At 73.0% G+C, this 24,905-nt stretch carries 19 protein-coding genes; 10 read left to right on the forward strand and 9 right to left on the reverse strand.

Going from position 1 to position 24,905, the window contains the following annotated elements; all coding sequences use genetic code 11:
* The first annotated feature begins 289 nt into the window (after nucleotides 1-289).
* On the forward strand, nucleotides 290-3,466 hold the full coding sequence (locus ACFQSB_RS12470; RefSeq protein ID WP_380826409.1) for an amidohydrolase family protein: 3,177 nt from the start codon (nucleotides 290-292) through the stop codon (nucleotides 3,464-3,466).
* A 352-nt stretch (nucleotides 3,467-3,818) separates the two neighbouring features.
* On the forward strand, nucleotides 3,819-5,192 hold the full coding sequence (locus ACFQSB_RS12475) for a hypothetical protein (RefSeq protein WP_380826411.1): 1,374 nt from the start codon (nucleotides 3,819-3,821) through the stop codon (nucleotides 5,190-5,192).
* A 193-nt stretch (nucleotides 5,193-5,385) separates the two neighbouring features.
* Here ACFQSB_RS12475 and ACFQSB_RS12480 read toward each other — a convergent pair whose 3' ends face one another.
* The 3 genes from ACFQSB_RS12480 to ACFQSB_RS12490 form a co-directional block, all read right to left on the reverse strand.
* On the reverse strand, nucleotides 5,386-5,847 hold the full coding sequence (locus ACFQSB_RS12480; protein WP_380826413.1) for a cupin domain-containing protein: 462 nt from the start codon (nucleotides 5,845-5,847) through the stop codon (nucleotides 5,386-5,388).
* Between the two features lie 251 nt (nucleotides 5,848-6,098).
* Nucleotides 6,099-6,881, reverse strand: a complete 783-nt coding sequence (locus ACFQSB_RS12485; RefSeq protein ID WP_380826415.1) for an SDR family oxidoreductase — start codon at nucleotides 6,879-6,881, stop codon at nucleotides 6,099-6,101.
* A gap of 94 nt (nucleotides 6,882-6,975) precedes the next feature.
* On the reverse strand, nucleotides 6,976-7,698 hold the full coding sequence (locus tag ACFQSB_RS12490; protein ID WP_380826416.1) for a TetR/AcrR family transcriptional regulator: 723 nt from the start codon (nucleotides 7,696-7,698) through the stop codon (nucleotides 6,976-6,978).
* 85 nt (nucleotides 7,699-7,783) lie between these two features.
* Here ACFQSB_RS12490 and ACFQSB_RS12495 point away from each other — a divergent pair, with 85 nt between their 5' ends.
* Entirely contained in the window at nucleotides 7,784-8,101 is a 318-nt protein-coding gene (locus ACFQSB_RS12495; RefSeq protein WP_354929414.1) for a nuclear transport factor 2 family protein, read from the forward strand.
* Nucleotides 8,102-8,200: 99 nt separating this feature from the next.
* On the opposite strand, the gene ACFQSB_RS12500 is transcribed toward ACFQSB_RS12495, so the two are convergent.
* Nucleotides 8,201-11,725, reverse strand: coding sequence for a S8 family serine peptidase (locus tag ACFQSB_RS12500; RefSeq protein WP_380826419.1), 3,525 nt, complete (start codon nucleotides 11,723-11,725; stop codon nucleotides 8,201-8,203).
* Nucleotides 11,726-12,183: 458 nt separating this feature from the next.
* Between ACFQSB_RS12500 and ACFQSB_RS12505 the strand changes: the two genes are divergently transcribed.
* Nucleotides 12,184-12,603, forward strand: coding sequence for a YchJ family protein (locus ACFQSB_RS12505; protein WP_354929408.1), 420 nt, complete (start codon nucleotides 12,184-12,186; stop codon nucleotides 12,601-12,603).
* A gap of 98 nt (nucleotides 12,604-12,701) precedes the next feature.
* Here the strand turns inward: ACFQSB_RS12505 and ACFQSB_RS12510 are convergent, their stop codons facing one another.
* A complete protein-coding gene (locus ACFQSB_RS12510) occupies nucleotides 12,702-13,346 on the reverse strand; it encodes a 3'-5' exonuclease (protein ID WP_380826420.1) in 645 nt (214 codons plus the stop codon).
* A 9-nt stretch (nucleotides 13,347-13,355) separates the two neighbouring features.
* On the reverse strand, nucleotides 13,356-13,862 hold the full coding sequence (locus tag ACFQSB_RS12515) for a MarR family winged helix-turn-helix transcriptional regulator (protein WP_380826422.1): 507 nt from the start codon (nucleotides 13,860-13,862) through the stop codon (nucleotides 13,356-13,358).
* A gap of 85 nt (nucleotides 13,863-13,947) precedes the next feature.
* Here ACFQSB_RS12515 and ACFQSB_RS12520 point away from each other — a divergent pair, with 85 nt between their 5' ends.
* Nucleotides 13,948-14,595, forward strand: a complete 648-nt coding sequence (locus ACFQSB_RS12520; RefSeq protein WP_380826424.1) for an FMN-dependent NADH-azoreductase — start codon at nucleotides 13,948-13,950, stop codon at nucleotides 14,593-14,595.
* Nucleotides 14,596-14,721: 126 nt separating this feature from the next.
* On the opposite strand, the gene ACFQSB_RS12525 is transcribed toward ACFQSB_RS12520, so the two are convergent.
* Together ACFQSB_RS12525 and ACFQSB_RS12530 are read right to left on the reverse strand one after the other, a co-directional pair.
* Entirely contained in the window at nucleotides 14,722-15,543 is an 822-nt protein-coding gene (locus ACFQSB_RS12525; protein ID WP_380826425.1) for a helix-turn-helix domain-containing protein, read from the reverse strand.
* 135 nt (nucleotides 15,544-15,678) lie between these two features.
* Entirely contained in the window at nucleotides 15,679-17,019 is a 1,341-nt protein-coding gene (locus ACFQSB_RS12530; protein ID WP_380826426.1) for a 6-phospho-beta-glucosidase, read from the reverse strand.
* 322 nt (nucleotides 17,020-17,341) lie between these two features.
* On the opposite strand from ACFQSB_RS12530, the gene ACFQSB_RS12535 reads away from it, so the two are divergent.
* Nucleotides 17,342-18,472 carry a Gfo/Idh/MocA family protein gene (locus ACFQSB_RS12535; protein WP_380826428.1) on the forward strand — a complete coding sequence of 377 codons (1,131 nt, stop codon included), beginning with the start codon at nucleotides 17,342-17,344 and terminating at the stop codon, nucleotides 18,470-18,472.
* A 251-nt stretch (nucleotides 18,473-18,723) separates the two neighbouring features.
* Nucleotides 18,724-20,361: a phosphodiester glycosidase family protein gene (locus tag ACFQSB_RS12540; RefSeq protein WP_380826429.1), complete on the forward strand. Its 1,638-nt coding sequence runs from the start codon at nucleotides 18,724-18,726 to the stop codon at nucleotides 20,359-20,361.
* A gap of 135 nt (nucleotides 20,362-20,496) precedes the next feature.
* On the opposite strand, the gene sigJ is transcribed toward ACFQSB_RS12540, so the two are convergent.
* On the reverse strand, nucleotides 20,497-21,522 hold the full coding sequence (gene sigJ, locus ACFQSB_RS12545; RefSeq protein WP_380826430.1) for an RNA polymerase sigma factor SigJ: 1,026 nt from the start codon (nucleotides 21,520-21,522) through the stop codon (nucleotides 20,497-20,499).
* Between the two features lie 174 nt (nucleotides 21,523-21,696).
* On the opposite strand from sigJ, the gene ACFQSB_RS12550 reads away from it, so the two are divergent.
* The 3 genes from ACFQSB_RS12550 (at nucleotide 21,697) to ACFQSB_RS12560 (ending at nucleotide 24,626) form a co-directional block, all read left to right on the forward strand.
* Nucleotides 21,697-22,569, forward strand: coding sequence for an SDR family oxidoreductase (locus ACFQSB_RS12550; RefSeq protein ID WP_380826432.1), 873 nt, complete (start codon nucleotides 21,697-21,699; stop codon nucleotides 22,567-22,569).
* A 180-nt stretch (nucleotides 22,570-22,749) separates the two neighbouring features.
* On the forward strand, nucleotides 22,750-23,814 hold the full coding sequence (locus tag ACFQSB_RS12555) for a Dyp-type peroxidase (RefSeq protein WP_380826434.1): 1,065 nt from the start codon (nucleotides 22,750-22,752) through the stop codon (nucleotides 23,812-23,814).
* On the forward strand, nucleotides 23,811-24,626 hold the full coding sequence (locus ACFQSB_RS12560) for a family 1 encapsulin nanocompartment shell protein (protein WP_380826435.1): 816 nt from the start codon (nucleotides 23,811-23,813) through the stop codon (nucleotides 24,624-24,626). Before ACFQSB_RS12555 ends, ACFQSB_RS12560 begins: the two co-directional genes overlap by 4 nt.
* Nucleotides 24,627-24,905: the final 279 nt, after the last annotated feature.

Below are 24,905 nucleotides of genomic sequence, written 5' to 3' on the forward strand. Positions count from 1 at the left end.
GGCAGGGCATTGACATCGGCGAACCTTCCGTGACGCTGAGAGGTCCGAGACCGCGGCCGCGGTGCCGAACGGAGTTCAAGGACCACGAAGGCGGCCCGCTCGATGTTATGGGGACGAAGTTCCGAATGTCGCTAGATGTGCTCTATTTCTCTATTGTGGTATTTGCGGGGCACGTAGGGCTTTTGACGAATTAGTGGTGTCTGTCGTTAGTGCTGGTCGGCGGTCCGGGGCGCCGCCGGTCGGCTCGATGTCACCTTCCGGTCAGCGCTCCGGCGCGCATACTGTCGTAATGTCCCCCACACCAGCCTCCCCCGACCCATCCGTCCTCCCCGCCGGTTCACCGTTCCGCCCCTCCCGCCGGGCGGTGCTGGCCGGCGCCGGAGGCGCTCTGGCCGCCACGCTGGTCCCCGCCCTTCCCGCGCGCGCCGAGACCACGGGCGACGGCCGCGACGGCCGCACCCCGGTCGCGTCCGGCACCGACTTCGCCGTCGCCGTCTCACCCGACGGTCGCACGCTCGCCCTGGACATGCTCGGCGTCCTTTGGGTCTGCTCGGCCTCCGGCGGCACCGCGCGCCGGCTCACCAGCGACCTGTACGACATCGCCCAGCCCGACTGGTCGCCCGACGGGTCCACCATCGTGTTCCAGTCCTACCGCGACGCCGTCTTCGACCTGTGGACGATCCGCCCCGACGGGTCGGCGATCAGGCGGCTCACCACCGGGCCCTTCGACCACCGCGAGCCCCGCCACAGCCCGGACGGGCGCACCATCGCCTACTCCAGCGACGCCGGCGGCGGCTACGGCGTCCACCTGCTCGACGTCGCCACCGGCGCGACGCGCGTCCTGGCCGACACCTCCGCCGAGGAGTACGAACCGGCCTGGTCGCCCGACGGGAGCCGCGTCGCGTTCGTCGTCGCCGACACCAGGATCGACGTCGTGGAGGTGGCCACCGGCGCCCGCCGCACCGCGGTCACCGTCCCGGCCGGCCAGGTCGTCCACCAGCCGTCCTTCCTGCCGAACGGGACCGACATCGCCTACCACCTGTTCCACGACGGGGTCAACGAACTGGCCTGCACCGCGGGCACGCTCGTCTCCGGCGAGGAGGTCTTCCCGTTCAGAGCCCGGTTCCTGCGGGACGGGCGCTACTACTACACCTCCGGCGGCGCCGTCCGCACCCGCCGCCTCGGCTCGGCGTCCGCCGGCACGGTCGGCTTCACCGCCGCGCTGACCACGACGACCCCGAAGTACCGCAAGAGCGTCCGCGTGTTCGACGCGCCCGGGAGGTTCCCGGTCGCCGGCATCGGCAGCCCGGCGGTGTCCCCCGACGGCACCGCCATCGCCTTCCGCGCGCTCAACGACATCTACCTGACGCGCGCCGGAGGCAGGCCGTCCCCGCTGTTCGGCGACCGGTGGTGGAAGGCCGACCCCGACTTCTCCCCGGACGGGCGGCGGCTGGCGTTCGTCACCGACCGCACCGGCACGCTCAACATCTGGGTCCGCGACCTCGCGACCGGCGCCGACACGCAGCTCACCCACCTGTCGGACTCGGCCGCCCTGTCGGTCCGGTGGTCACCGGACGGCAAGGAGATCGCCTACCTGGACCAGGACGGCGCCCTGTGGGTCCTGGACGTCGCCGCCGGGGAGGTCCAGAAGGTCTTCGACGCGACCTTCGAGCCGGGCCGGCCGACCTGGTCGCCCGATGGCAGGACGATCGCGCTGGCGGCGGTCGTGCCGTACTCGCGGCGCTACCGCGAGGGCCTGTCCAAGATCCTCCTGGTCGACCGGGCGACGGGCGCCGGCGCCTACGTCGACCCGGCCCCGCACCGGTCCCTGCAGACCCGCGGCGACGACGGCCCCGTCTGGTCGCCGGACGGCACCATGCTGGCCTTCGCCATGGAGTCGGTCGTATGGGTGCTGCCGGTCGACCCGGCCGGACGGCCCACCGGGCCCGCCCGGCAGGTCACCCGGGAGGTGTCGGACGCCCCGGTGTGGGCGGGCGACTCCGCCACCCTGCTCTACCTCAACGGCGGCAGGCTGAGGACCGTCCGTGTCGACGGCGGGCACGTCCGGACCGTCCCCGTCGAGCTGTCCTGGCGCAACGACTCCGGCCCGGACGAGGTCGTCGTGCACGCCGGCCGCATGTGGGACGGCGTCTCCGCCACCGTGGCCCGCGACGTCGACATCATCGTGCGCGGCCAGCGCGTCGTCGCGGTCGAGCCGCACCGGCCGGGACGGCGCGGCACGCTCGTCGACGCCGGCGACAGGTTCGTCATGCCGGGGCTGATCGACATCCACCACCACCGCGAGATGCAGGGGTACGCCTACGGGTCGCGGCAGGGGCCGCTGTGGCTCGCCCTCGGCGTGACGACCACCCGCTCGCCCGGCTCACCCGCCTACCACATGGTCGAGGAGCGCGAGTCGGTCCAGTCGGGCGCCCGGCTCGCACCGCGCTACATCGCCACCGGCGAGGCCATCGACGGGCCGCGCGTCTACTACAACTTCATGCGCCCGACCTACTCCCACCAGCAGCTGAGACTCGAGCTGGAAAGGGCCGAGGACCTCGGCTACGACCTGATGAAGTGCTACGTGCGGCTGCCCGTCGTCTGGCACAAGGAGGTCATCGAGTGGGCCCACCGCAGGGGCAAGCCGGTCACCTCCCACTACCACTACCCGGCGATCGCGATGGGCGGAGACGGCACCGAGCACGTCGGCGCGACCAACAGGTTCGGCTACTCGCGCACGGTCACCAACGTCGGCTCCGCCTACTCCGACGTCATCGCCATGTTCAACGCCTCGAAGATGGCCAGGACCCCGACCCTGTTCGGCTCCGCGACCCTCTACAAGGAGGACACCTCGCTGGTCACCGACGAGCGGGTCCGCCGGCTCTACCCGAACTGGCGGATGGCCAAGCTGGAGGCGAGCGTCACCACCGCGCGGACGACCGACCAGACGGCCGGCCGGGCCAACCTCGCCAACCAGGTCGCGCAGCTGGTGGCGATGGTCCGCGGCGGCGGCGTCGTCACCGCCGGGACCGACGCGCCGATCGACCACCTCGCGGTCAGCCTGCACATGAACCTGCGGGCCATGGTGAAGTACGGCCTGACCCCGCGGGAGACGCTGATCACCGCGACGAGCACGTCCGGCGCCTACCTCGGGCTGCCGCTGGGCAGGATCGGCAAGGGCATGTACGCCGACCTGGCCATCGTCGACGGCGACCCGCTGACGCGCATCGAGGACGCCGCGAACGTCGTCGCCGTCGTCGTCGGCGGCAGGCACCACGCGGTCGAGGGGCTGCTGGCGCCCTACCCGTCCTCCACGACCACCGACCAGGCCGGGCCGCCCGCCGCCCTGGCGGCCCGCGGCGAGGTCAGGGCCCGTGTCCCCGTCCACCCGAGCGCCGCGGCCTTCTGGTGGAACGACCCGGCGGAACTGGAGAAGGCCCGCGTCTCCTGCGACCACGACCACTAGCCGTCCCTGGTTCGTTCGCTCCCGGGCGACCGGGAGCAAACGAACGATCAGGCATGAACGGGGGCGCTAGCTGACGTTGGCCGCTGTCGGGCATGGATATCCCAATGAGTGCACACGTCGCTAATCTGCCGATCATCGCAAATAGGGGCCCAATAGCATGGTCCACGGCTATTTTCGTGGAATGGGTGATGCGACGGATGAATGGCACTTTCCTGCGATGGACGGGCTGAGACGGGGTCACTCTAGGCGCGGAATTATCGATAGATTGTGACAAGACTCACGCTGTTCACTTTTTCGCCATAAGTCGTGATTAGTCTTCCCGTGCACGCATTACCCACGGGAGGAGCCCCTTTTGTCGTCGAAGCTTTATCGCTTCGCCTCGGCCGCGGTGGCGGCAGGTCTCATCGTCCTGACGATGACGAGCCCGGCGCACGCCACCTTCAACCCCATCGGGACCGAGCCCGTCGCGCCCTACGCCCAGCCGGTGGACGCCAGCGTCCCCCAGCGCGGGTGCACCACGACGCCGGCGGACCCCAAGAACACGACCTCCGCCGCTCCCGCGGTCCAGGTGATCTACGCCTGGCACGACGGCAACGGCAACAACTACGAGTCCTACGTCGAGCGCATCGCCAAGATCGTCGACAGGATGGACTGGCTGCTCGACGAGTCCACCGACTATGACCAGCACGTCAAGCTGAGCTGCCGCAGCGGCTACAACACCGGCACCTCCTCCGGATACGCCCACGCGCTCGTGGTGCCGGAGAAGATCGAGAACGCCGTCATCGCCGGTGAGACCCCGCCCGACGTCATCGCCGACGACCTGTTCGCGGCCGGTTACGACAACGCCAACCGCAAGTACCTGGTGTTCGAGGACTTCGACGGCACGGCGACCGCCCACTGCGGCGACGTCTGCGTGGCGACCGCCGACGAATGGGACAGCGGCACCCTGATGCACGAGCTGATCCACCTGTACGACGTGGACCACGCGAAGGTCAGCGAGGTGCCGAACACCTTCTCGCTCAACGACATCATGATCAGCCAGTACAACGACTGGCAGATCGACCAGGAGTTCAACACCTACTACGACCCGAGCGAGACCTCGGCGACCTTCTACACCTCCAGCTATCCCGACACCCGCAAGGTCAATGTCGCCGCCTACTCGATGTTCACCACGCCGACCTGCTGCGACGTGGGGTACAGCAACGACCTGCTGACCGCGCAGGAACGCACGATCGAGGCGGACGCCCCGTACGGCAACCCCACGGGCTTCACCGTGTCCGGCGGCGGCTGGATGCAGGAGACCCCGCCGGGACCCGACGGGCAGACCTCGGCGCGGTACTACGACGGCCGGCGGTCGCTGACCATGAACGTGCAGTCGTACGCCGAGGGCGCGGTGTCGGTCACCCGCAAACCGGCGGTGACCGCGGGGCAGCGGTACAAGTTCTTCGCCCGTCTGACCACCGGCACCTCCGGCAACGTCAAGCTGCGGCTGTCCTGGTACAACTCCTCCAGCGGCCTCATCTCGACCTCCGACAGCTCGACCTACTCCCTGACGTCCGGCTGGCAGGAGTACGCGGTGTCGGCGATCGCGCCGACCGGCGCGGCCACCGTGCAGTTGTCGGTGGTGAGCCCGGCGGGGCAGACCTTCGCCTACCTGCTCGACAGCCTGCAACTGAACCGCTGCGACAACGGCAGGACCACCGACGGCTGCCGCCTGAACGGCTGACCGTCACGCGGTTCCCAGCGCCTCCGGCCGGCGGGTCGCCCGCCGGCCGGAGCGCCCGTGCGCGCTGACGGCGCGGACCCGGCGCCGCCGTCCGCGTCCGCTCGTAATGCCCATCCGAACGCCTGTCCGGGCGTCCATCCGCACTGCGCGGGCACGCGCCTCGACGGGGTGAGCCGTCGCGGCCGTCCCGCGGTCAGGTGGACGTCCGGACCGGGCCGGTCCACTTCAGCTCGGGCAGGTTGACCACGATCGCCTCCTGCGTACTGCGCGCGATGACCACGACCGCCTCCACCTCGGGGTCGGGGTTCTCCTCCCGGTGCGGCACGAACGGCGGCACGAAGATGTAGTCGCCGGGAGCGGCGTCGATCCGCACCTCGTGCGGCTCGCCGCCCTCCACGTCGAGGAACACGAACGACGGGGTGCCGCTGACCACGTAGATCGCGGTCTCGGAGTCGCCGTGGTGATGGGCGGCGGACACCGTGGCCGGGGCCACGTGCGTCTGGCCCATCCACAGGCGCCTGGACCCGACGCTCGCGCCGCTGATGGCGGCCCGCCGCAGCATCCCGCCGGTCTGCGAGGTGTCGCCCGTCATCTCCGCCGGGACCACATGGTGCAGCCGGCGATGGAACGGGTCCTCGGGAAGCTCGACGCTCACGTGTGTCTCCTTGGGCTGGCGGGGTCAGAACCGGTAGCGCAGCACCCGGCCGGCGTTCTTCCAGCAGGGCACCAGACCGATCATGGCCACCAGCAGCCGGTAGTACAAAGGGGCGTGCCCGATCGGGATCTCGTCCATCCGGACCTCCTGTTCCCGTCAGCCGCGTGCGTAGCCGGTGGTGCAGCACGGCGAGCAGGAACTCCCGGATCTCCTCCTCGCCACGGTGTCGGGCCGGCCTACGGCGGGGCGGGTCAGTGGACGGCGGGGATGGAGCCGCCGTCGATGACGTACTCGGCGCCGGTGATCCAGGACGCGCGGTCGGAGACCAGGAAGGCGACCAGTTCGGCGACCTCCTCCGGGCGCCCGGGCCGTCCCAGCGGCACGCCCCCCACCGACCGCATCACCTCGGCGCGCGCCGAGGCGAGGTCTCCTCCAGTGGCGTCCATGATGGACTCCATGAGGTGCCGGGCGCCGGAGGTCTCCACGAACCCGGGCAGGACGGCGTTGACGCGGACGCCGTGCGGGGCGAGCTCGGCCGACAGGCCCTTGCTGTAGCCGGTCAGCGCGGCCTTGCTCGTGGCGTAGGGCAGCGGAGCCGTGGTCGGCATGATGCGGGCGATGGAGGTGACGTGCACGATCGCGCCCGAGCCCTGTTCCACCATCGAGGGGATGAGCGCCCGGTCGACGCGCACGGCGGCCATCAGGTTGAGCTCGATCGTGCCCAGCCAGTCCGCGTCGCCGATCGCCGGCGCCGCGGCGGGCTCGCCGACGTGGCCGCCGGCGTTGTGCACGACGATGTCGACGCCGCCGAAGCGGCCGAGCACCTCGGCCGCCACCTGGGCGGCGCCCGCGGCGGTGCCGACATCGGCCTGGACGAACAGCTCCGCCGGGGTGGCGGCGGCCGTGCGGGCCGTCGTGGCGACCCGGGCGCCCAGCGCGGCCAGGTGGGCCACGATCGCGGCGCCGATGCCCTTGGTGCCGCCGGTGACCAGGGCGCGCCTGCCCGACAGGGAACCGGTGAGTGGTGTCGTCATCGTGCTGACCTCGAATCATGCCGAAGAAGGGAGTGCTACATACGTTATATAACGACTGTAGCACCCGTGCGGCGAGGCCGGCGGCCGGCGGGTCTCAGGTCAGGCGCCGCAGCCACTCTTTGAGCATGAGCTCCTCGGCGGGGGTGAGCGCGGCGGCGCCCTCGGCGTCCAGCGCCGCCGACAGGGCGCCGGCCAGCGCGCCCACGCCCGTCCGGGCCTCGCCCGCTTCCGGCTCGGGGACGATGAGCGAGCCGAGGATCGTGTCGCGCACCTGGCGTGACATCGCCGGATCGCGACGGTCCTCGGGCTGGGCGATGAGGCTGAGGGTGACGCCGGCGTTGGCCGCCGCGATCTGCCGCGCCGCCTCCGCCGCGCCGGTCCGCAGCCGTCCCCGCCGCGCGAGCGGCGTGAGCAGGCGCAGCAGCATGGCCTCGGCGCTGGAGGTCAGCGAGCAGGGCGTGCCCGGTTCGATCTGGCCGTACAGCAGGACGTAGAAGGACGGGTGGTCCAGCCCGTACCGCACGTGCCGGTCCCAGCCGTCGCGGACGGCCTCGACCGGGTCGGCGCAGGCGTCCCCGGCGTCGCCGTCCGGCTCGACGTACTGGGTGAACCCGTAGTTCACCACGGCGTCGACCAGGCCCTGCTTGCTGCCGAAGTGGTGGTAGAGCGTGGGCGCCCGCACCCCGGCGCGCTCGCAGATGGCGCGGGTGGAGACCTGCCCGTCTTGCGACTCGTTCAGCAACTGGCCGGCGGCGAGCAGCAGCCGGTCGCGGGCGCCGGCGCCGACCTTGCTCCGGGAGTCCGTCCGAGTAGCCATGTACCGATTGTAGCGGCGCCTCTGGTATACCTGACGTTACATTGGCTACATACCGAATGTAGCGAGCGGAACGGGAGGGCAGGAGATGGACCAGATCGAGCGGTACTTCACGGCGGCCGAGGGGCACGACCACGAGGCGGTCGCCCGCTGCTTCACCGAGGACGGCACCGTCTCCGACGAGGGGCACACCTACCGCGGCCGCAGCGAGATCCGGGGCTGGCGCGAGGCGACGGCGGGCAGGTGGACCTACACGGTCACCGTCCTTGACACCGCGCACACCGGCGGGGACGACTACGAGGCGCACACGCTCGTCCGGGGTGACTTCCCCGGCGGTGAGGTGCGGCTGACCTACGGTTTCACCCTCAGAGACGGCCTCATCGCCGGCCTGCGCATCGGCGAGTGAGCCTGCCCCCGGAGCCGCCGGGCATGGGACCGGCCCGCCGCGACAGCGACGGGCCGGTGGTCGGGAGACGGGGGACGGGGGACGAGGGACGAGCGGGGGTCAGCCGGCCGTCTTGTCGGGGCGTTCGGTGATGCGGATGGCGCTGACGATCGGATCGCCGGTCCGTGCGACGAAGTTCACGTCGAGCCGTCCGTCGGTGACCTTCACCGTGTACTGCCGGGTCAGCGCGGCGTTCTGGCCGGCCTCGCGGGCGATGTCGAGCGCTTGCGCCGCGACCTCGCCGTCGATGCGGACGTCGAAGACGCGCTGGCCCGGCCGCTTGTTCCGGGTCTCGGCGAAGCCGAGCTCGACGGTGTAGACGCCGTCGGGCACGCCGTCGAACCGGTAGCCGTGCATCCCTTCCCGGGCACTGGCGAACAGCGCCTGGTCGGCGGTGCCGGAGATCGTGCTCTTCGTCGTGGACGCCTTGCCCTCGCCCACGCGGCCGCTGCCGCCCTTGGCGTACCGCTGGTCGGCCGTCCAGATGTCGCCCGCGGCGTCCACGGTGCTCTTGTCACCGCCGGCGTCGATGGCGACCCGCAGCTTGGGCACCACGACGGTCACGACGACCGGGAAGGCCGGAGCCCGGCCGCTGGAGGAGCGCACGACCAGCGCGCTGGAGCGGAACTCACCCGGCCGGACGCCGGAGCTGGAGGCGGTGACCTGGAGGGTCACCGACCCGCCCGCCGCGATGCGCCCGCTCGCCGGGGTGACCGTCAGCCAGGTCTGGGCGGGGTCGGACTCGACGGTGTAGGTCGCGTCCGCGCCGGTGTTGGACAGCTCGACGGTGCCCTTCCTGGTGGCGGAGGCGGGCATGACCAGGGTGAGCCGCCCGGTCGAGGCGGTGACCCGGCCGGTGGCGAGCGCGGTGTCGAACGCGCTGCGCGCGCCGGCGGTGACGGTGACCTCCTTGATGAAGGTGCCGTAGTTCTCCGCCGAGACCTCCAGCTCGTAGTCCCCGGCGGGAACCTGTCCGAGGAAGGTGCCGTCGGCCGCGGTGGTGAAGGAGGCCGCGTCGCCCACCTTCACCGTCGCGCCGGCCAGCGGCTTGCCGTCGTTGGCGTCGGTGACGGTCCCGGCCGCCAGTCCGTGACCCCGAGCGGCGAAGACCAGCGTCTGGTCGTCGCGAACCGCCGCGTCGTCCAGAGAGTACTGCAACGCGTCGGTGCCGTCCCCGTTCTCGATGCCGACCGTGGCCTTCTGACCGGCCTTGTAGGTGTCGTCGATTCCGCTGTAGCGGAACTCGACCGAGCCGTCCTCGCCGAGCAGCGCCTCGAAGGAGATGATCCCGTCGACGCCGAGGAACCGCGCGTTGCGCCATTCGAGGACGAAGGTACGGTTCGGCGCCGTGCCGATGGTCGAGGTGTAGAGCCCGCCCTCGCCCTCGATGATCTGCAGGTCGGCCCAGTACGGGTAGATCGCGGCGTTGGGCCCGTCGGTGGAGGGCAGCGGGCCGTGGGTCGGGAAGGAGTAGCGGTCGGCGTCGAAGCTGACGTAGCCGTTGGTGCTGACGACGCCGCTGGTGTAGGTCTTGCCGTAGAACGGGAAGGCGAAGGGCAGGCCGACCGTCTGGGTCTCGTCGTCCCAGACCAGCGGCTCCAGGTGCGTGCCCTTGACGAACGGCTTGGCGTCGCTCCTGCAGGTGTGCCCGAAGGCGTCACTGCGGACGGTCAGCTCGATGTCCTTGGCCGTGTCGCCGGCCACCGTGACGGGCACGGTGGTCTTCTCCGAGCACAGCGAGGTCGGTGCGGCCTTGAGGTCGTAGGTCTTGTGCGGCAGCCGCAGCTCGTAGCGGCCGTTCGCGTCGGTGACCGTGGTGGCCGGGGTTCCGGTCGCGGTCACGGTGGCGCCCGGCTCGGGCTGTCCGACGCTGGTGACCGTTCCCGACACCGTGCTCAGCTCCTGCGCGGTCAGCGTCAGGTCCTGGGTGACGGTCCGGTCGGTGGAGACGGTGACGGTCGCGGTCGCGTCGTCGTAGGTGAACTTCTTCACCGTGAGCTTGTACTCGCCGCTCAGCAGGCGGGGGAGGGTGTAGGTGCCGTCCTGCGCGGTGGGGACGGCGCGGCTCAGCGGGCCCGAGACGCTCACGGTGGCTCCCTCGACGGGAGAGCCGCCCGAGGTGACCCTGCCGGTCAGCGTGCCGAGCTCGCCGGCCGGGGTGGCCTTGACGGCGGCGTAGGCGTCCAGCATGCCCTCGCCCCAGACGAAGTTGTCCTGCGCGGTGCCGCCGCAGCCCTCGTCGTCGACGTCGACCGCGGTCCCGTCGAGCAGCGCGCGCGTGTTGTCCACGTCGTTGCGCAGGAACGGGGAGGCCGACCACATGAGCGCCACCGTCGCGGCGACGTGCGGGCTGGCCATCGAGGTGCCGGACTTCAGGCCGTAGGCGCCGCCGGGCAGCGCGGAGCGGATGTCCACGCCGGGCGCGGAGATGTTCGGCTTGATCTCGCCGTTCTCGCCCGGGCCCCGGGAGGAGAAGTAGGCGATGTGGCCGCTCGCGTCGAACGCGCCCGCGCTGTAGCTGGCGACGTAGCCGCCGGGCGTGCCGGTGGTGCCGCACGCCGGGCCCGCGTTGCCGTTGGAGAAGGCGGGGAAGATGCCGGCGGCGACCCATGCCGACACCATGTCGGTGTACCAGAGGTCGATGCCCTCGCCGCCCCAGGAGTTGTTGACGATGTCGGGGGCGAGGTCGGGCCGGGGGTTCTGGTTGTTCAGGTCGGTGGGCGCGATGATCCACTGCCCGGCGGCGAGCAGGGCGTAGTCGGGGCACCCGCCGACGGTGAAGCACGCCTTCGCGGCGATCCACTTGGCGCCGGGGGCGACGCCGATGGCGTTGGCGCCGCCGTCGTCGCCGACCATGGTGCCCATGGTGTGGGTGCCGTGGCCGCGGTCGTCGCACGGGGCCTTGGAGGGGCAGGCGCCGGCGGGGTCGTACCAGTTGTAGTCGTGGTCGACGGTGCCGTCCGGTCCGGTCCCGCGGTACTGGGAGACCAGCGCGGGGTGGTCCCACTGCACGCCGGTGTCGATGCTGGCGATGGTGACGCCCTCGCCGTGGTCACCGAGCTCGTTCCACACCTTGGGGGCGTTGATGCGGTCGATGTTCCACTCGACGGAGGCGGTCGTGGCCTTGGCCGTGCCCGGCGCGGGGTCGGGCAGCGGGACGACCTTGGACGGCTCGATCGCCGCCACCTCGGGCAGCTCGGCGATGTCGGCCGCCAGGGCCGCGTCGCCGGTCACCTTGACGGCGTTGACGATCCAGAAGGGGGTGAAGTCGGCGTGCGCGGCCTTCAGCAGTTTGCGCAGGCCCGCCTGGGAGGAGGCGGCGGTCTCGGTCTTGGCGCGGTAGACCTGGCGGCCCTTGTCGGCCTTGGTCTTGGCCGCGCGCGCGGCGCGCAGGTCGGCGCCGTCCTTCAGGCGCACCCAGAAGGTGGCCTTGTCGTCCTTGGACAGGTCGGCCCGGACCACGCGATCGATCTTGTCGGACGCGGGGGCGGCCTGCGTGGCGCTGTACGCCACTGATTGGGGGGCCAGCAGGGCGAGTGCGGTGGTCCCGATCAGGGCCGCTCGCCAGAGGCGGGGGATGGACACACGATCTCCTTCACGGGCCGTGGGGTACCCGTGGGGGACGGAAAAAGGGGTTATAAGGGGATCTTGCACACCCACGTGGAGCATCGTGGTTGGATCGTGGCTTTCACGGCAAGAGCGGGACAAAGCACGTTAAACAAGAATTAACACGCATATGTGAGGATCGGGCGCGGACCGGCCGTCTCCACCGGCCGGCCAAGTGGCGCCGACCTGCGGGAACGCCGTCCCAAGGTGGGCCGGCCGCCCTGCCTCCGCGCGCCGCGCGCCGGGCATGGCGTGATCACGCCAACGACGGAATCGGACACGCCGGCGGCCGCCATGGACCGGGCGCTGACCGCTCGTACGGAGCGGGGGTTGACGGCGCGTGTGGACGGGCGATGACCCTCCGCACGAAGCGGGCGTTGACGGCTCGTACGGAGCGGGCGCCCGCCTCGCGCGCCGGCGCGCGGTAGCCTCGCGGGGTGAAGCACGGCTCCCAACCCCGGCGTACGCCGCCGCGCGCGGAGCGGGCCTGCCCCTGCGGCCTGCCCGCCGCCTACGGCGAGTGCTGCGGCCGGTTCCACGCCGGCGCCGCCGCGCCGACGGCCGAGGCGCTCATGCGCTCGCGCTACGCCGCGTTCGCGGTCGAGGACGAGGCGTATCTGCTGCGCACCTGGCATCCGACGACCCGGCCGCCGCGCGTGGAGTTCGAACGCGGCATGCGGTGGACCGGCCTGGAGATCGAGGACGTCTCCGGCGGCAGCCCCGTCCACACCGACGGCACGGTCACCTTCCGCGCCGGCTACACCTACCGTGGGCGTCCCGGCGAACTGCGGGAGAAGAGCCGCTTCGCCCGCCACCAGGGCGCCTGGACCTACCTCGACGCCGTCGCCACCGCCTGACCGGGCGGCCGGCGCGGGTGACCGACCGGCGCGCCTGGACCGCGCGCCTGGAGGTCGACAGCCCGCGCCCGCCGGCGTCCTACGGCACGCCCGTGTGCTCAGCGGTCGCCGGCGCCGCTCCCGTGGCGGGCGGCGCCTGGCCGCGCGCGCGGTGGCGCGGTGCCGGGGACGGCCGGCCAGCGCACCTTGGCGGCCTCGGTCAGGCGCCCGCGCCACGGCGGGGCGGGGGCGGTCACGTCGAGGTAGTACTGCAGGAGGCCGGCCGTGGCCCGGGCGTCGGCCAGCGCGTCGTGGCGCCGTTCGAGGCGGACGCCGGCCGCGGCGCAGCAGGCGGCGAGGGAACGCGGCGCGTAGGCGAGCAGCCGGGCGGCCTCGGCCATCGTGCACACGCCGATGCGGTCCAGGCGCGGGAGCGCCGCGCCGAGCCGGTCGAACTCCCTGCGAAGGAAGGCCAGGTCGAAGCGCAGGTTGTGCGCGACGGGCACCCGGCCGCGCAGCAGGCCCGTGAGCGTGCCCGCGATGTCGCCGAACGCGGGGGCGTCGCGGACGTCCGCGGCCGTGAGGCCGTGGACGCTCCGCGGCCCGAGGTCGCGTCCGGGGTCGAGCAGGGTGCACCACTGGCCGGTGAACCGGCCGCTGGGGGCCAGGTGCACCACGCCGATCTCGACGACGCGGTGTCGTGAGGGCCGCAGGCCGGTCGTCTCCAGGTCCAGGACGGCATAGCCGACCGGGTCGGCGCCCACCGCCGGCCCTCAGTCGTGGTCGGCGGCGGCGCAGAATGCCGCGGATTCGGCGGTGGGGTCGGCGGCGGCGCAGGGGATCTCGGAGCCGGTCGCGGCCTTGCTGAGCAGGGCGTAGAGGCTCTCGCGCTCGGCCTGGTCGAGGGCGCCGAAGACCTCGTCCTCGGCGGCGGCCATGGCGCATTCGGCCTGGCACAGCAGATCGGTGCCCGCGAGGGTGAGCTCGACGATGTGGCGCCGGCGGTCTTCGGGGGAGCGTCGGCGCGCGATGAGATCGCCCGTCTCGAGCTCGTTCAGCAGCCCGACGATGTTGGTGCCGTCCATCTCGAGCGTCGCGGCGAGCGACTGCTGGGAGCACCCGCCCTGGGCGCGCAGCACCGTCAGGGCGACGAGGTGGCGCGGGCGCAGGCCGAGAGGGACGAGCACCGTCTCGGCGCGGAGCCGCACGCGGCGCGCCAGGTGGTCGAGCAGGGGGCCCGACCGGTGCGACTGCCGGTCGGCGGCCGGCGGGGAGGTCATGGCGAGAAGTCTAGCCGACTTGACGTTCGGTCGGCGGGGCACTAATGATTTGTCCTACACAAACGATTTGTGGAGGAGAAGCGACATGGCTCATCTGTTGCACATCGACGCCAGCATCCGGGGCGAGCACTCGGTCAGCCGCAGGCTCACCGCCCGGGCCGTCGAGGGCTGGCGCGCGGCACACCCCGGCGGCACCGTCACCTACCGTGACCTGGGCCGTCACCCGCTGCCGCACTTCGACGAGGCCGGGGGGCTGGCACGGATGGTGCCGGCCGAGCAGCACACGCCCGCCCAGGCCGCCTCCTGGGCGCTGACCGCGCAACTGATCGGCGAGATCCGGGAGGCCGACACGATCGTGCTGGGCCTGCCGCTGTACAACTTCGGCGTGCCCAGCACGGTCAAGGCGTGGGTCGACCACCTGATCGCCCCGGGGCTGTCCACCGACCCCGCCACGGGGACGGGCCTGCTCGGCGGCAGGGACTTCGTGGTCATCGCCTCCCGCGGCGGCGGGTACGGCGAGGGCACGCCGCGCGAGGGCTGGGACCACGCCCAGTCGTGGCTGCCGCACGGGATCTCGATGACGGGCTTGGAACCGCGCTTCATCACCGCCGAGCTGACCCTCGCGGAGGTGCAGCCGGCGATGGCCGAGCTGATCCCGCAGGCCGCCGAGAGCCTCACGGCGGCGCAGCGGGCCATCGACGCCCTGTGGACCCCGGCCCACGCCCTGGCGTGACCCCGGCGCCCCGGTCCCGGGAGATCACCGGGCCGGCATGCGCAGGGCATCTGCGGGGGGCGCTCCGGCGCGGGGGGATGATCGCCGGCCGCCCTGGGGCGAGCAAGGCGGCCGGGCTCGGCGGGACTAGGGACGCCCCGGGCTCGTCTCGCCGGCGGCGAGGATGCCGAGGAGGGTGAGGGCCTCCTCGGAGGGGGTGCCGGGCTCGGCGTGGCACACGTAGAGCAGCACGCCGGGGGCGCTGCGCACGGTCAGCGTGTCGTGCCGGAGCAGGATCTCGCCCACCGCGTGGTGGTACATGCGCTTGTACTCGTCGGCCTCGACGTCCTGGCGGGACCACATCCGCTGGAAGTCGGCGCTCTCCGAGGAGAGCCGGTCGACCAGCTCGTACAGCTCGGGGCGGTCGCGGCCGGCCTCGGCGGGGGCCTCGGCGGCGGCCTCGCGGAGATGGGCGACCTTCGAGCCGGCCTCCCGCTCCCACTCGGGGAAGAACTCCTGCGCGGCGGGGGCGAGGAAGGCGTGCCGCATCAGGTTGTCGGTGTGGTCCATGCCGTCGAACAGGATGCGCGCCATGCCGTTGGCGGCCAGCACGTCCAGCCGCCGGTTGACGGCGAAGACCGGGGCGGTGTGCCAGTTCTCCACGGTCCAGCGCACCCGCTGGGAGAGCCGGGTCGGCCCCGCGGGCGGGTGGGCGAGCAGGTACATCCGCTCGGCTCCCGCCGCGTCGAGGTCGAAGACCCGCGCCAGGGCCGCCAGCACCCAGTCGGGCGGATCTCGCTCGACCCCCTGCTCAAGCCGTGCGTAGTACGCGGGATGCAGGCCGGCGAGCGCGGCCACCTCTTCCCGTCGCAGCCCCGGGGGCCGCCGGTGGCCGTCCGCCCGGACCGGGGCACCGGGCGGCGGCGCCGTCTCGCGCAGCGCGCGCAGCAAGTCAGCCAGAACCTCCATTCTGTCAACGTACGGCGTTCCGGCGCATCCACGGTGGGTGTGTCACACCCAGGCTCAGCCCGGGTGATCAGGCGGTCGCCGCGCGCACCCCGTCGATGCGCGCATCGACGGGCTCGCGTCGTCGTGCGCCGGGGTTCAGTTCCCTCCGCCCAGGTAGCCGAGCTGGGGCAGTTCCCGTTCGTATCGTTCGAGCAGCCGTCCGGCGAGCGCGACGGAGTCCACCAGCGGGTGGACGGCGAAGGCGCGCAGGGCGGCGCGGCGCGAGCCGGTGGCCGCCGCCTCGATCACCGCGCGCTCGGCCGCCTTGACGCTGGTGACCAGGCCCTGGGCGTGGCCGGGCAGCGGGTCCACCACCATCGGGCGGGCGCCGTTGGCGTCGACGAAGCAGGGCACCTCGACCACGGCGTCTTCGTCGAGAGCGGCGATGGAGCCGCGGTTGCGGACGTTGAGGATGAGCGTCGTGCGCTCGTCCAGCGCGATCGCGCGCATGAGCGCCAGGGCGACCCGGTCGTAGCCGCCGGACGCAAGGTCGCTGGACGCCCGCTCGCCGGCGCCGGCGGCCTCGCGGTTCTCGGCCATGTAGGTCGTCTCGCGCTCCAGCCGGGTGCTCTCCCACAGCTCGAGCGCCGAGCCGCCGGTCCCGCCGTAGAAGCGCCGCTGCTGCTCGATGAGCAGCGCCCCCCGCGTGCTCCGGGCGGCGCGCGCGGCCTCCACCGCCTCGCGATGGAAGTAGTAGTAGTGCAGGTACTCGTTCGGGATGGCGCCGATGGTGCGCAGCCACTCGCCGCCGAACAGCTTGCCCTCCTCGAAGGAGGTCACGGCGGCGTCGTCGGCGAGCAGGCCGGGCAGCAGGTCGCGGCCGCCCACGCGTACGGCGCGCAGCCAGCCCAGGTGGTTCAGGCCGGCGTAGTCCAGCCGGACCGCCGAGGGGTCGACGCCGAGCGCGTGCGCCACCCGCCGGCCGAGGCCCACCGGCGAGTCGCAGATGCCGATGACGCGGTCGCCGAGGTGGCGGGACATCGCCTCGGTGACGGTGCCCGCCGGGTTGGTGAAGTTGATGACCCAGGCGTCCGGGGCGAGGGCGGCCACCCGGCGGGCGATGTGCACGGCCACCGGCAGCGTGCGCAGCCCGTAGGCGATGCCGCCGGCGCCCACCGTCTCCTGGCCGAGGACGCCTTCCTCCAGGGCCACCCGCTCGTCCATGGCCCGTCCTTCGAGGCCGCCGACGCGGATCGCCGAGAAGACGAAGTCGGCGCCGGTGACGGCCTCGTCCAGGTCGGTGGTGATCCGCACCTCCGGGGCGCCGGGGACCTCCCGCGCCTGCTCGGCGAGCACCCGGCCGATCGCCGCGATGCGGGATGGGTCCAGGTCGTGCAGGGTGACGTGGGTCACCCTGCCCTGTCCGCGGTCCCCGAGCAGCGCCCGGTAGACCAGCGGGACCCGGAAGCCGCCGCCGCCGAGAATGGTCAGTCTCATACCTCGATCACCCCTACCCCCGCGTCATGCGGTGCGACGCCGGTCACCGGCTCCACGGGCGGGTTCGTGCGCACGATGTCCGGATCACCCGCCTCGCATCCTCGCCATGCCCGTCCTTCGGTCCTACTCTCGCGGAACCACCGCCTCGCGCGGAAGCACTGCCGCGGGTGCGCGATCTTGCGTACGTGGTCATCGGACACATGGGTCGAACCCTTCATTATTCTCACAGGGGTGGTGGGGCCGGTCCGTGGCAGCGGCCCGATCTTCGCCGGCCGGCCGGTCGGCCGGTGGGCGGCCGCGCGTTGCTCGAGGGAGTGGGTTCGTGAGGCTGAAGGTGGCGGTCGCCGGGCTCGGCGCCATCGCCCAGACGGTGCATCTGCCCCTGCTGGAGCGGCGGAGCGATCTGTTCGAGGTGGTGGCGGTGTGCGACATCTCGCCGTCGCTGACCCGCCGGGTGGCCGACCGGTACGGCGTGGCCCGGCGCCACACCGACGTGACCGCGATGCTCGACGGCGGCGGCTTCGACGCCCTGCTGGTGCTGACCTCCGGCTCGCACGGCCACGTGGTCGCCGACGCGCTCCGCCGCGGCCACGCCGTCCTGTGCGAGAAGCCGCTCGCCTACACCCGTGCCGAGGTCGACCGGATCGCCGCGCTGGAGGACCCCGAGCGACCCCGGCTGATGGTCGGGTACATGAAGCAGTACGACCCCGCCGTGCAGCGGATGGCCGGGCGCCTGACCGGCGTGCGCGCCGTCCAGGTGACCGTGCTGCACCCGGGCGACGGCTCGCAGCTCGCCTTCGCCCGGCTCCCTCCGCCGGCCGGCGACGTGCCCGCCGAGGTGGCCGACCGGCTGCGCGTCCGGGACGACGAACTGGTGCGCGCCGCCATCGGCGAGGCCGGGACAGAGGCGCGGTGGCTCTACATGACGATCCTCAACAGCATCTGCCACGACCTGTCGCTGCTGCGCCTGCTCGCCGGCGGGCCGGGCGGCGTGGACCACGCGGCCACCTGGCCGGGGCCGGGCGGGCGGTCGGTGGAGCTGTCGGGGCCGTTGCGGACCGGCGGCAGGTACGCCGTCCACTGGCACTACCTGGAGGGCTATCCCTCCTACCGCGAGACCGTGTCCGTGCACCACGCGACGGGCTCGTTCGAGGTGGTCTTCCCCACGCCGTACCTGCTCGGCGCGGCGGCCCGGCTCACCGACGTGAGCGTCCAGGGACGCCTGTCCTTCCAGGACGTCACCCCGTCCTTCGAGCGCGAGCTGGTCGCCTTCCACGAGATGGTCACCCTCGGCGAGCCGCCGCTCACCGGCGTGCGCGGCGCCCTGGAGGACGTCGTCACCGCCCAGCAGGCGGTCAGCCGGCTGCTGGCCGGCCACGGCCTGCCCGCCGCCGGCGAGGCCAGGACCGAGGTCGGGCCCCCGTCTAGCCCTCCCGGGTCCTCGCGTCGGTGACGGCCGGCCGGTCGGTGGAGGGCCGTTGGGCGCGGTGTGACGTCGTCGGATGTCGTGGTACCGCTGTCGTGGTACCGCGGCCGTGGCCGGGCCGCCGGGTCGTCGACCGTTCATCTCCGCGACCCCGTGCGCACGCCCGCGCCCGGCCGGGAGTTCGCCTGGGCACGCTGGACTGCCGACTTGGTCATCGCTGTCGGAACCATTTCAATCGTGGTCATTTCCGGCACACCATCGATCTGCAGGGATGTGTCATGGGCAACCGCACAGGCGGGCAACTCACCCGAGCTCGGCTCACGCTCTACGCCGTGACCACGCTGGCGGTCGCGGCGCCGGCGTCGATCGCGGGGACGGCGGCGGCGGACACACCCACCGCCACCGCCACCGCCGCCGCCGCGCCGGCCGTTCAGGCCGCGCAACAGTGGACCTCGCGAACCGTCGCGCCGGGCGTCGAGGTGCGCACGGGCACCATCACCGACCCGGCCGCCGCGCCGAGCTGGACCGTCACGGTGCAGGCCCCGGTGACGGCGCGCTTCACCGGCGCGCAGGCCTGGGCCACCGTCGGGACGCCGGCGTGGGCCGCCGAGACCGCGGACAGGCTGCGCGCCGCCGGCTTCGAGCCCGTGACGACCCCGATCGCCTGGCCCGGCTACGCCGACACCCCGCGCGGGCTGATGGGCGTGCGGGTCCGGGCCGGCTCCCACCCCTCCCAAGACGCGGCCAAGGCCGCGGCGGCGAAGATCGCCGCGGCCGGGTTCCACGCCGTCGCCGAGTGGACCGGCTACGACGCCGACCAGCCGGCCGACGTGGAGAACCTCCACGTCGCGATCATCGACCCGCGGGTCTTCCGCGGCACGGTGCGGGCCACGCACGACGGCAACGTGGCCCAGCGCGAGACGACCTCGTCGGTGGCCGCCAAGCTCGGCTCGCTGGTCGGGGTCAACGGCGGCTTCTTCCTCACCTCCAGCGCCGACGGCGTGCAGGGCACCATGGCCGGCGCCGGCGCCTACGGCGGCGAGCTGACCTCGATGGCGTCGGGCGCGCGCGCCGCGCTGATCCTCAAGGACGGCGGCCGGCACCCCAGGATCGCCGACCTGACCACGACCGTCACCGCGCGCGCCGGCCGCGCCGCCTACGCCGTCCAGGGCCTCAACCGCACCCCTGGACTGCTGCGCAACTGCGGCCGGCCCGGGGCGGCGCCCACCTCCGAGCCGCGCCAGGACCTCACCTGCGCCCTGGCCGACGACCTGGTCCGCTTCACCGGCGCCTACGGCCATGACCTGCCGTCCGGCCCGGGCACCCAGGTGGTGCTCGACGCCAAGGACCGCGTGGTGTCGGTGGGCGCGCGCGGCGGCGCCGTCGCGCCCGCCCAGACCGTGCTGCAGGGCGTCGGCGCCGCGGGCGGCTGGCTCACCGCCCACGCCGAGCCCGGCAAGAGGATCACGGTGACGGAGGTCGTCCGCGAGGCCGGCGGGCGGCGGGTCGAGCTCGGCCCGGACGACAGCGTCGTCAGCGCCGCGCCGACCCTGGTCGAGGACGGGCGCGTCCACATCGACGCCGTCGCCGAGGGCACCGTCGACCCGGCCGACCTGTCCTTCGGCTTCGCGTGGGCCAACAACCGCCAGCCCCGGACGATGGCCGGCGTCGACGGGCGGGGCCGGCTGCTGCTCGCCACCGTGGACGGCCGCCTGAGCGGCGGCAGCGAGGGCTTCACCCTCGCCGAGGGCGCGGCCTTCATGCGGTCGCTCGGCGCGGTGCGGGCGATCAACCTGGACGGCGGGGGCTCCACCGCCATGGCGGTGAACGGCGCGCTGGTCAACCACCCCTCGGACGCGACGGGCGAGCGCCCGGTGGGGGACACCGTCCAGGTGCTGCCGCCGCGCGCCGGCTGACACCGCGACGCCGCGCGCCGGCCGCTGGGCCCGGCCGGCCAGGCTGTCCCAGCGGCCGGCCGGCGTGCCGCCGAGCGTGGCGTCCCGCCGGCCGGGGTCCTGCCCGTGACGGGCCTGCCGTCGCGGGTCCGGACGTCACGGCGCCTGCCCGCCGGGGTCCTCCGATGGGGGTTCGGCTGCGGCGGGTGGTTCCGCCCCGTCCGGGACTCGGGAGAGTTTGTCGGGGTTGGTGACGGTGTAGATGCCGCGGACCTGCTCGCCGTCCGGGGTGAGGTCGATGACCATGACGGCGAAGGGGGAGTCGTCGGCGAACAGCACCGCCGACGGGTCGCCGTTGACCGTCCGGTAGCGCACCTCCAGCTCCTCCGGCGCCCGGGACGTCACGCCGACGATCATCCGGGCGACCCTGTCGCGGCCCTGCACCGGGCGCAGGACACTGGCCCGCGCCTTGCCGCCGCCGTCGGTCCACATCGTCACGTCCGGGGCCAGGATCCGCAGCAGGGCGTCCAGATCGCCGCCCAGCGCCGCGGCGAGGAAGCGCTCGGTCGCCTGCCGCTGGACCCGCGGGTCGGCCTGGTAGCGCGGGCGGCGGGCGTGCACGTGCTCGCGGGCGCGGTGCGAGAGCTGCCGGACGGCCGCCGGGGTGCGGCCGAGGATGCCGGCGATCTCGGGGTGGGCGTAGCCGAACACCTCGTGCAGGACGAAGACCGCGCGCTCCAGCGGGGTGAGCGTCTCCAGCACCACCAGCAGCGCCATCGACACCGACTCCGCCCGCAGGGCCGGCTCGGCCGGGTCCGGCGGGTCGCCGGACACCAGCGGCTCGGGCAGCCAGGGGCCCACGTACGTCTCCCGGCGGCGCCGGATCGCGCTCTGCCGCGCCAGCGCGTGGTTGACCGCGATGCGCACCAGATAGGCGCGCCGGTTCTCGATCTCCCCGGCCGCCGGGTCCCGGTGTCTGGCCGCCCACGACAGCCAGGTGTCCTGCAGGACGTCCTCGGTGTCGGCCACGTTCCCCAGCAGGTTGTACACGATCGAGAACAGCAGCTCCCGATACCCCGCGAAGACCCGCGTCGCGTCCCGCGCGGGAACCGGGCCGGCGGGGTCCGGGGCCTGAGGGTGGCCGGAGGGGCCGGTGGTGGGGTCTTCGGGGATGTCAGGCATGGATGGTCCTTATGTCGTGCCGCTCCTTCCCCATGAGAGGCGGCGGCGGCCGGCGGTGTGACATCCGGCGGCGGGAGGTGACCTACGTCTCACCGGCCGTCCGCGATGTCACACCCGGCGCCGCCTGTGCCTCTTGGGTCCGGACAATCCCGAACCCCGACAAGGGAGCATGCCATGACCATCCTGGTCACCGGGGCGACCGGCACCGTCGGCCGCCACCTCGTCCGGCACCTGCTGGAGTCCGGCCACAAGGTGCGGGCGCTGACCCGCGACCCCGCGCGGGCCGCTCTGCCGCAGGGCGTGGAGGTCGTCGCCGGCGACCTCACCGACGCCGCCGGCCTCGCGCCCGTGCTCGACGGTGTGACCGCCGCGCACCTGATCAACTTCGCCGGCGACTACCGGCCGCTGTGGAACGGGCCGGAGATCGCGGCGGCGGCGGCGCGGGCCGGCGTCACCAGGGTCACCATGCTGGGCGGCTGGCAGGAGGGCACCCTGGAGCCGGCCGTCCAGGCGAGCGCGCTGGAGTGGACCAAGCTCAAGCCCGTCGAGTTCATGGGCAACACCCTGGCCGACTGGGCCGGGCGGCTGCGCGCGCGGGGCATCGTCCGCGAGCCGCACGGCGACCGCCGCAGCGCGCCGGTCCACGAGTCCGACATCGCGGCCGTGGCGGCGGCGGCCCTCACCGAGGACGGCCACGCGGGGCACACCTACCTCATCACCGGGCCCGAGGTCCTGACACCCCGCGACAAGATCCGCATCCTCGCCGAGGCCACCGGCCGGGACCTGCGGTTCGAGGAGCTCACTCCCGAGCAGACCCGCGAGGCTTGGATCGAGCGGGGCAGGCCGCCGGAGATGCTGCTGTTCAAGGTGTTCGGCGACGACCCGGCGATCGGCGACGGCGAGAAGGTCGAGTTCCTGCTCAAGGTGTACGGCGCCGCGCACAAGGCGGGCTCCACGGTGAGCGGCGTCGTGGAGGCCGTCACCGGCCGCCCCGGCCGCACGTTCGCCCAATGGGCCGCCGAACACGCCGACGCCTTCCGCCCATGACCCGGGCCCGCCCTCGGTGACCACACCGGTCGGTTCGCCCTGGCGGGCGTGTTCCTGCTGCTCGCCGTCGCGACCCTCGCGCTGGACCTGACGGCCTGACACCGCCCCCGGCACGAGCACCGGCGGGCGCGGCTGACAGGCTGTGCTACTGAGGTGCGAACGCAGGGGAGGGGCGTTGAGATGACGCAGCAGGTGCCCGCCGGGCCGCCCGGCAGACCGGCCGTCCCGCAGCCGGTGCTGAGCCCGCTGACGACGACGGCGATCTTCCTGGTGCTGACGGTCGCCCCGGGCGGCGAGCCGGTCGCCAGGGAACTGCTGACCGACCTGCCGGCGTTGCAGCGGTCGGTCGGCTTCCGCGCCGCCGACGGCAGGCTGAGCGTCGTCGCCGGCATCGGGTCCAAGGCGTGGGACCGCCTGTTCGCCGGGCCGCGCCCGGCCGAGCTGCACGAGTTCCGGGAGCTGGACGGCCCGCGGCACCGCGCGGTGTCCACGCCGGGCGACCTGCTGTTCCACATCCGGGCGATGCGGCTGGACCTGTGCTTCGAACTGGCCTCGCAGATCATGGACCGGCTGCGCGGCGCCGTGGTGGTCCGCGACGAGGTCCAGGGCTTCAAGTACTTCGACGTGCGCGACCTGCTCGGCTTCGTCGACGGCACGGAGAACCCGGTCGGCCCGGTGGCGAGCGAGGCCGTCCTGGTCGGCCCGGAGGACGAGGAGTTCGCCGGCGGCAGCTACGTCATCGTGCAGAAGTACCTGCACGACCTGCAGGCGTGGAACGCCCTGCCGGTCGACGAACAGGAGAAGGTGATCGGGCGGACCAAGCTGTCCAACATCGAACTGGAGGACGCCGTCAAGCCGGACGACTCGCACGTCGCCCTCACCACGATCACCGACCCGGACGGCACCGAGCGGCGCATCCTGCGCGACAACATGCCGTTCGGCAACGTCGGCAAGGGGGAGTTCGGCACCTACTTCATCGGGTACGCCCGCACCCCCGCCGTCACCGAGAAGATGCTGGACAACATGTTCCTCGGGGACCCGCCGGGCAACCACGACCGCATCCTCGACTTCTCCACGGCGGTGACCGGCACGCTGTTCTTCGTGCCCACCATCGACTTCCTCGACGACCTCCCAGACCCGCCGGGCGCCGGCATCGCGGCCGGAGCCGTTACGAACCCCGAGGTCCAGGTCCCGGACGACGGGTCGCTTGGCATCGGCGATCTCAAGAGGAGCACGTCCCGATGAACAACTTGCACCGCGAACTGGCACCCATCTCCGACGCGGCGTGGGCCGACCTCTCGGAGGAGGCGCGGCGCACGTTCCAACGCCACGTGGCCGGCCGGCGGGTCGTCGACGTCCCCGAGCCGGCCGGGCTGGAACTGGCCGCGGTCTCGACCGGCCACCTGGACGCCATCGAGCCGCCCGCGTCGGGGGTGGTCGCCCGCACCCGCCGGTCCCAGCCGATCCTGGAGCTGCGGGTGCCGTTCACCGTCGACCGGCGCCAGGTGGACGACGTCGAGCGGGGCGCCAAGGACGCCGACTGGCAGCCGGTGAAGGACGCCGCCAAGCGCGTCGCCTTCGCCGAGGACCGCGCCGTGTTCCAGGGGTACGCGGCGGCGGGCATCGCGGGCATCCGCGACAGCTCCTCCAACCCGGCGCTGACGCTGCCGGCCGAGGTGGGCGACTACCCCGACGTGGTGAGCCGGGCCGTCTCGGCGCTGCGCCTGGCCGGCGTCGGCGGCCCGTACGACCTGGCGCTGAGCGCGGACGCCTACACGGCGGTGAGCGAGACCGCCGTGCACGGCTACCCGGTCATCGAGCACATCGCGCGGCTTCTCGACGGGCGGATCATCTGGGCGCCCGCCATCGACGGGGCCTTCCTGCTGTCCAGCCGCGGCGGCGACTTCGAACTGTGCATCGGCCAGGACCTGTCGATCGGCTACCTGTCCCACGACGCCACCAGCGTCGAGCTCTACTTCCAGGAGACGCTGACCTTCCTGGTGCACACCGCCGAGGCGGCGGTGGCGCTCAGCCCGGCGTCCCCCGTCACCGCCTGAGATCCGCTCTCCGCCGCCGGGCAGCCCGGGGGCACCGTCGCCTCTCCCGGTGCGACCTTTCGGCGGCCAGGGACGCGTCCGGGCGCGCGAGAAGACCTTCCGGTCGCCGGGGCGGACCTCATGTCCGGCGCGCAGTTCCGCAATTCCCGCGAATGGCCGCTTGTTCGGGATCTTGCGGCTGTGGTCAATGATGTGTTACTTTTCTGCGCGTTCGACCGCTCGGTAAGTGATTCCTGTTTCTCCACCATTCGACTGCGTACGGGGACGCCGTGAGTGTGA

This window comes from Sphaerisporangium rhizosphaerae (assembly GCF_042665155.1).
Taxonomy (GTDB): Bacteria; Actinomycetota; Actinomycetes; order Streptosporangiales; family Streptosporangiaceae; genus Sphaerisporangium; species Sphaerisporangium rhizosphaerae.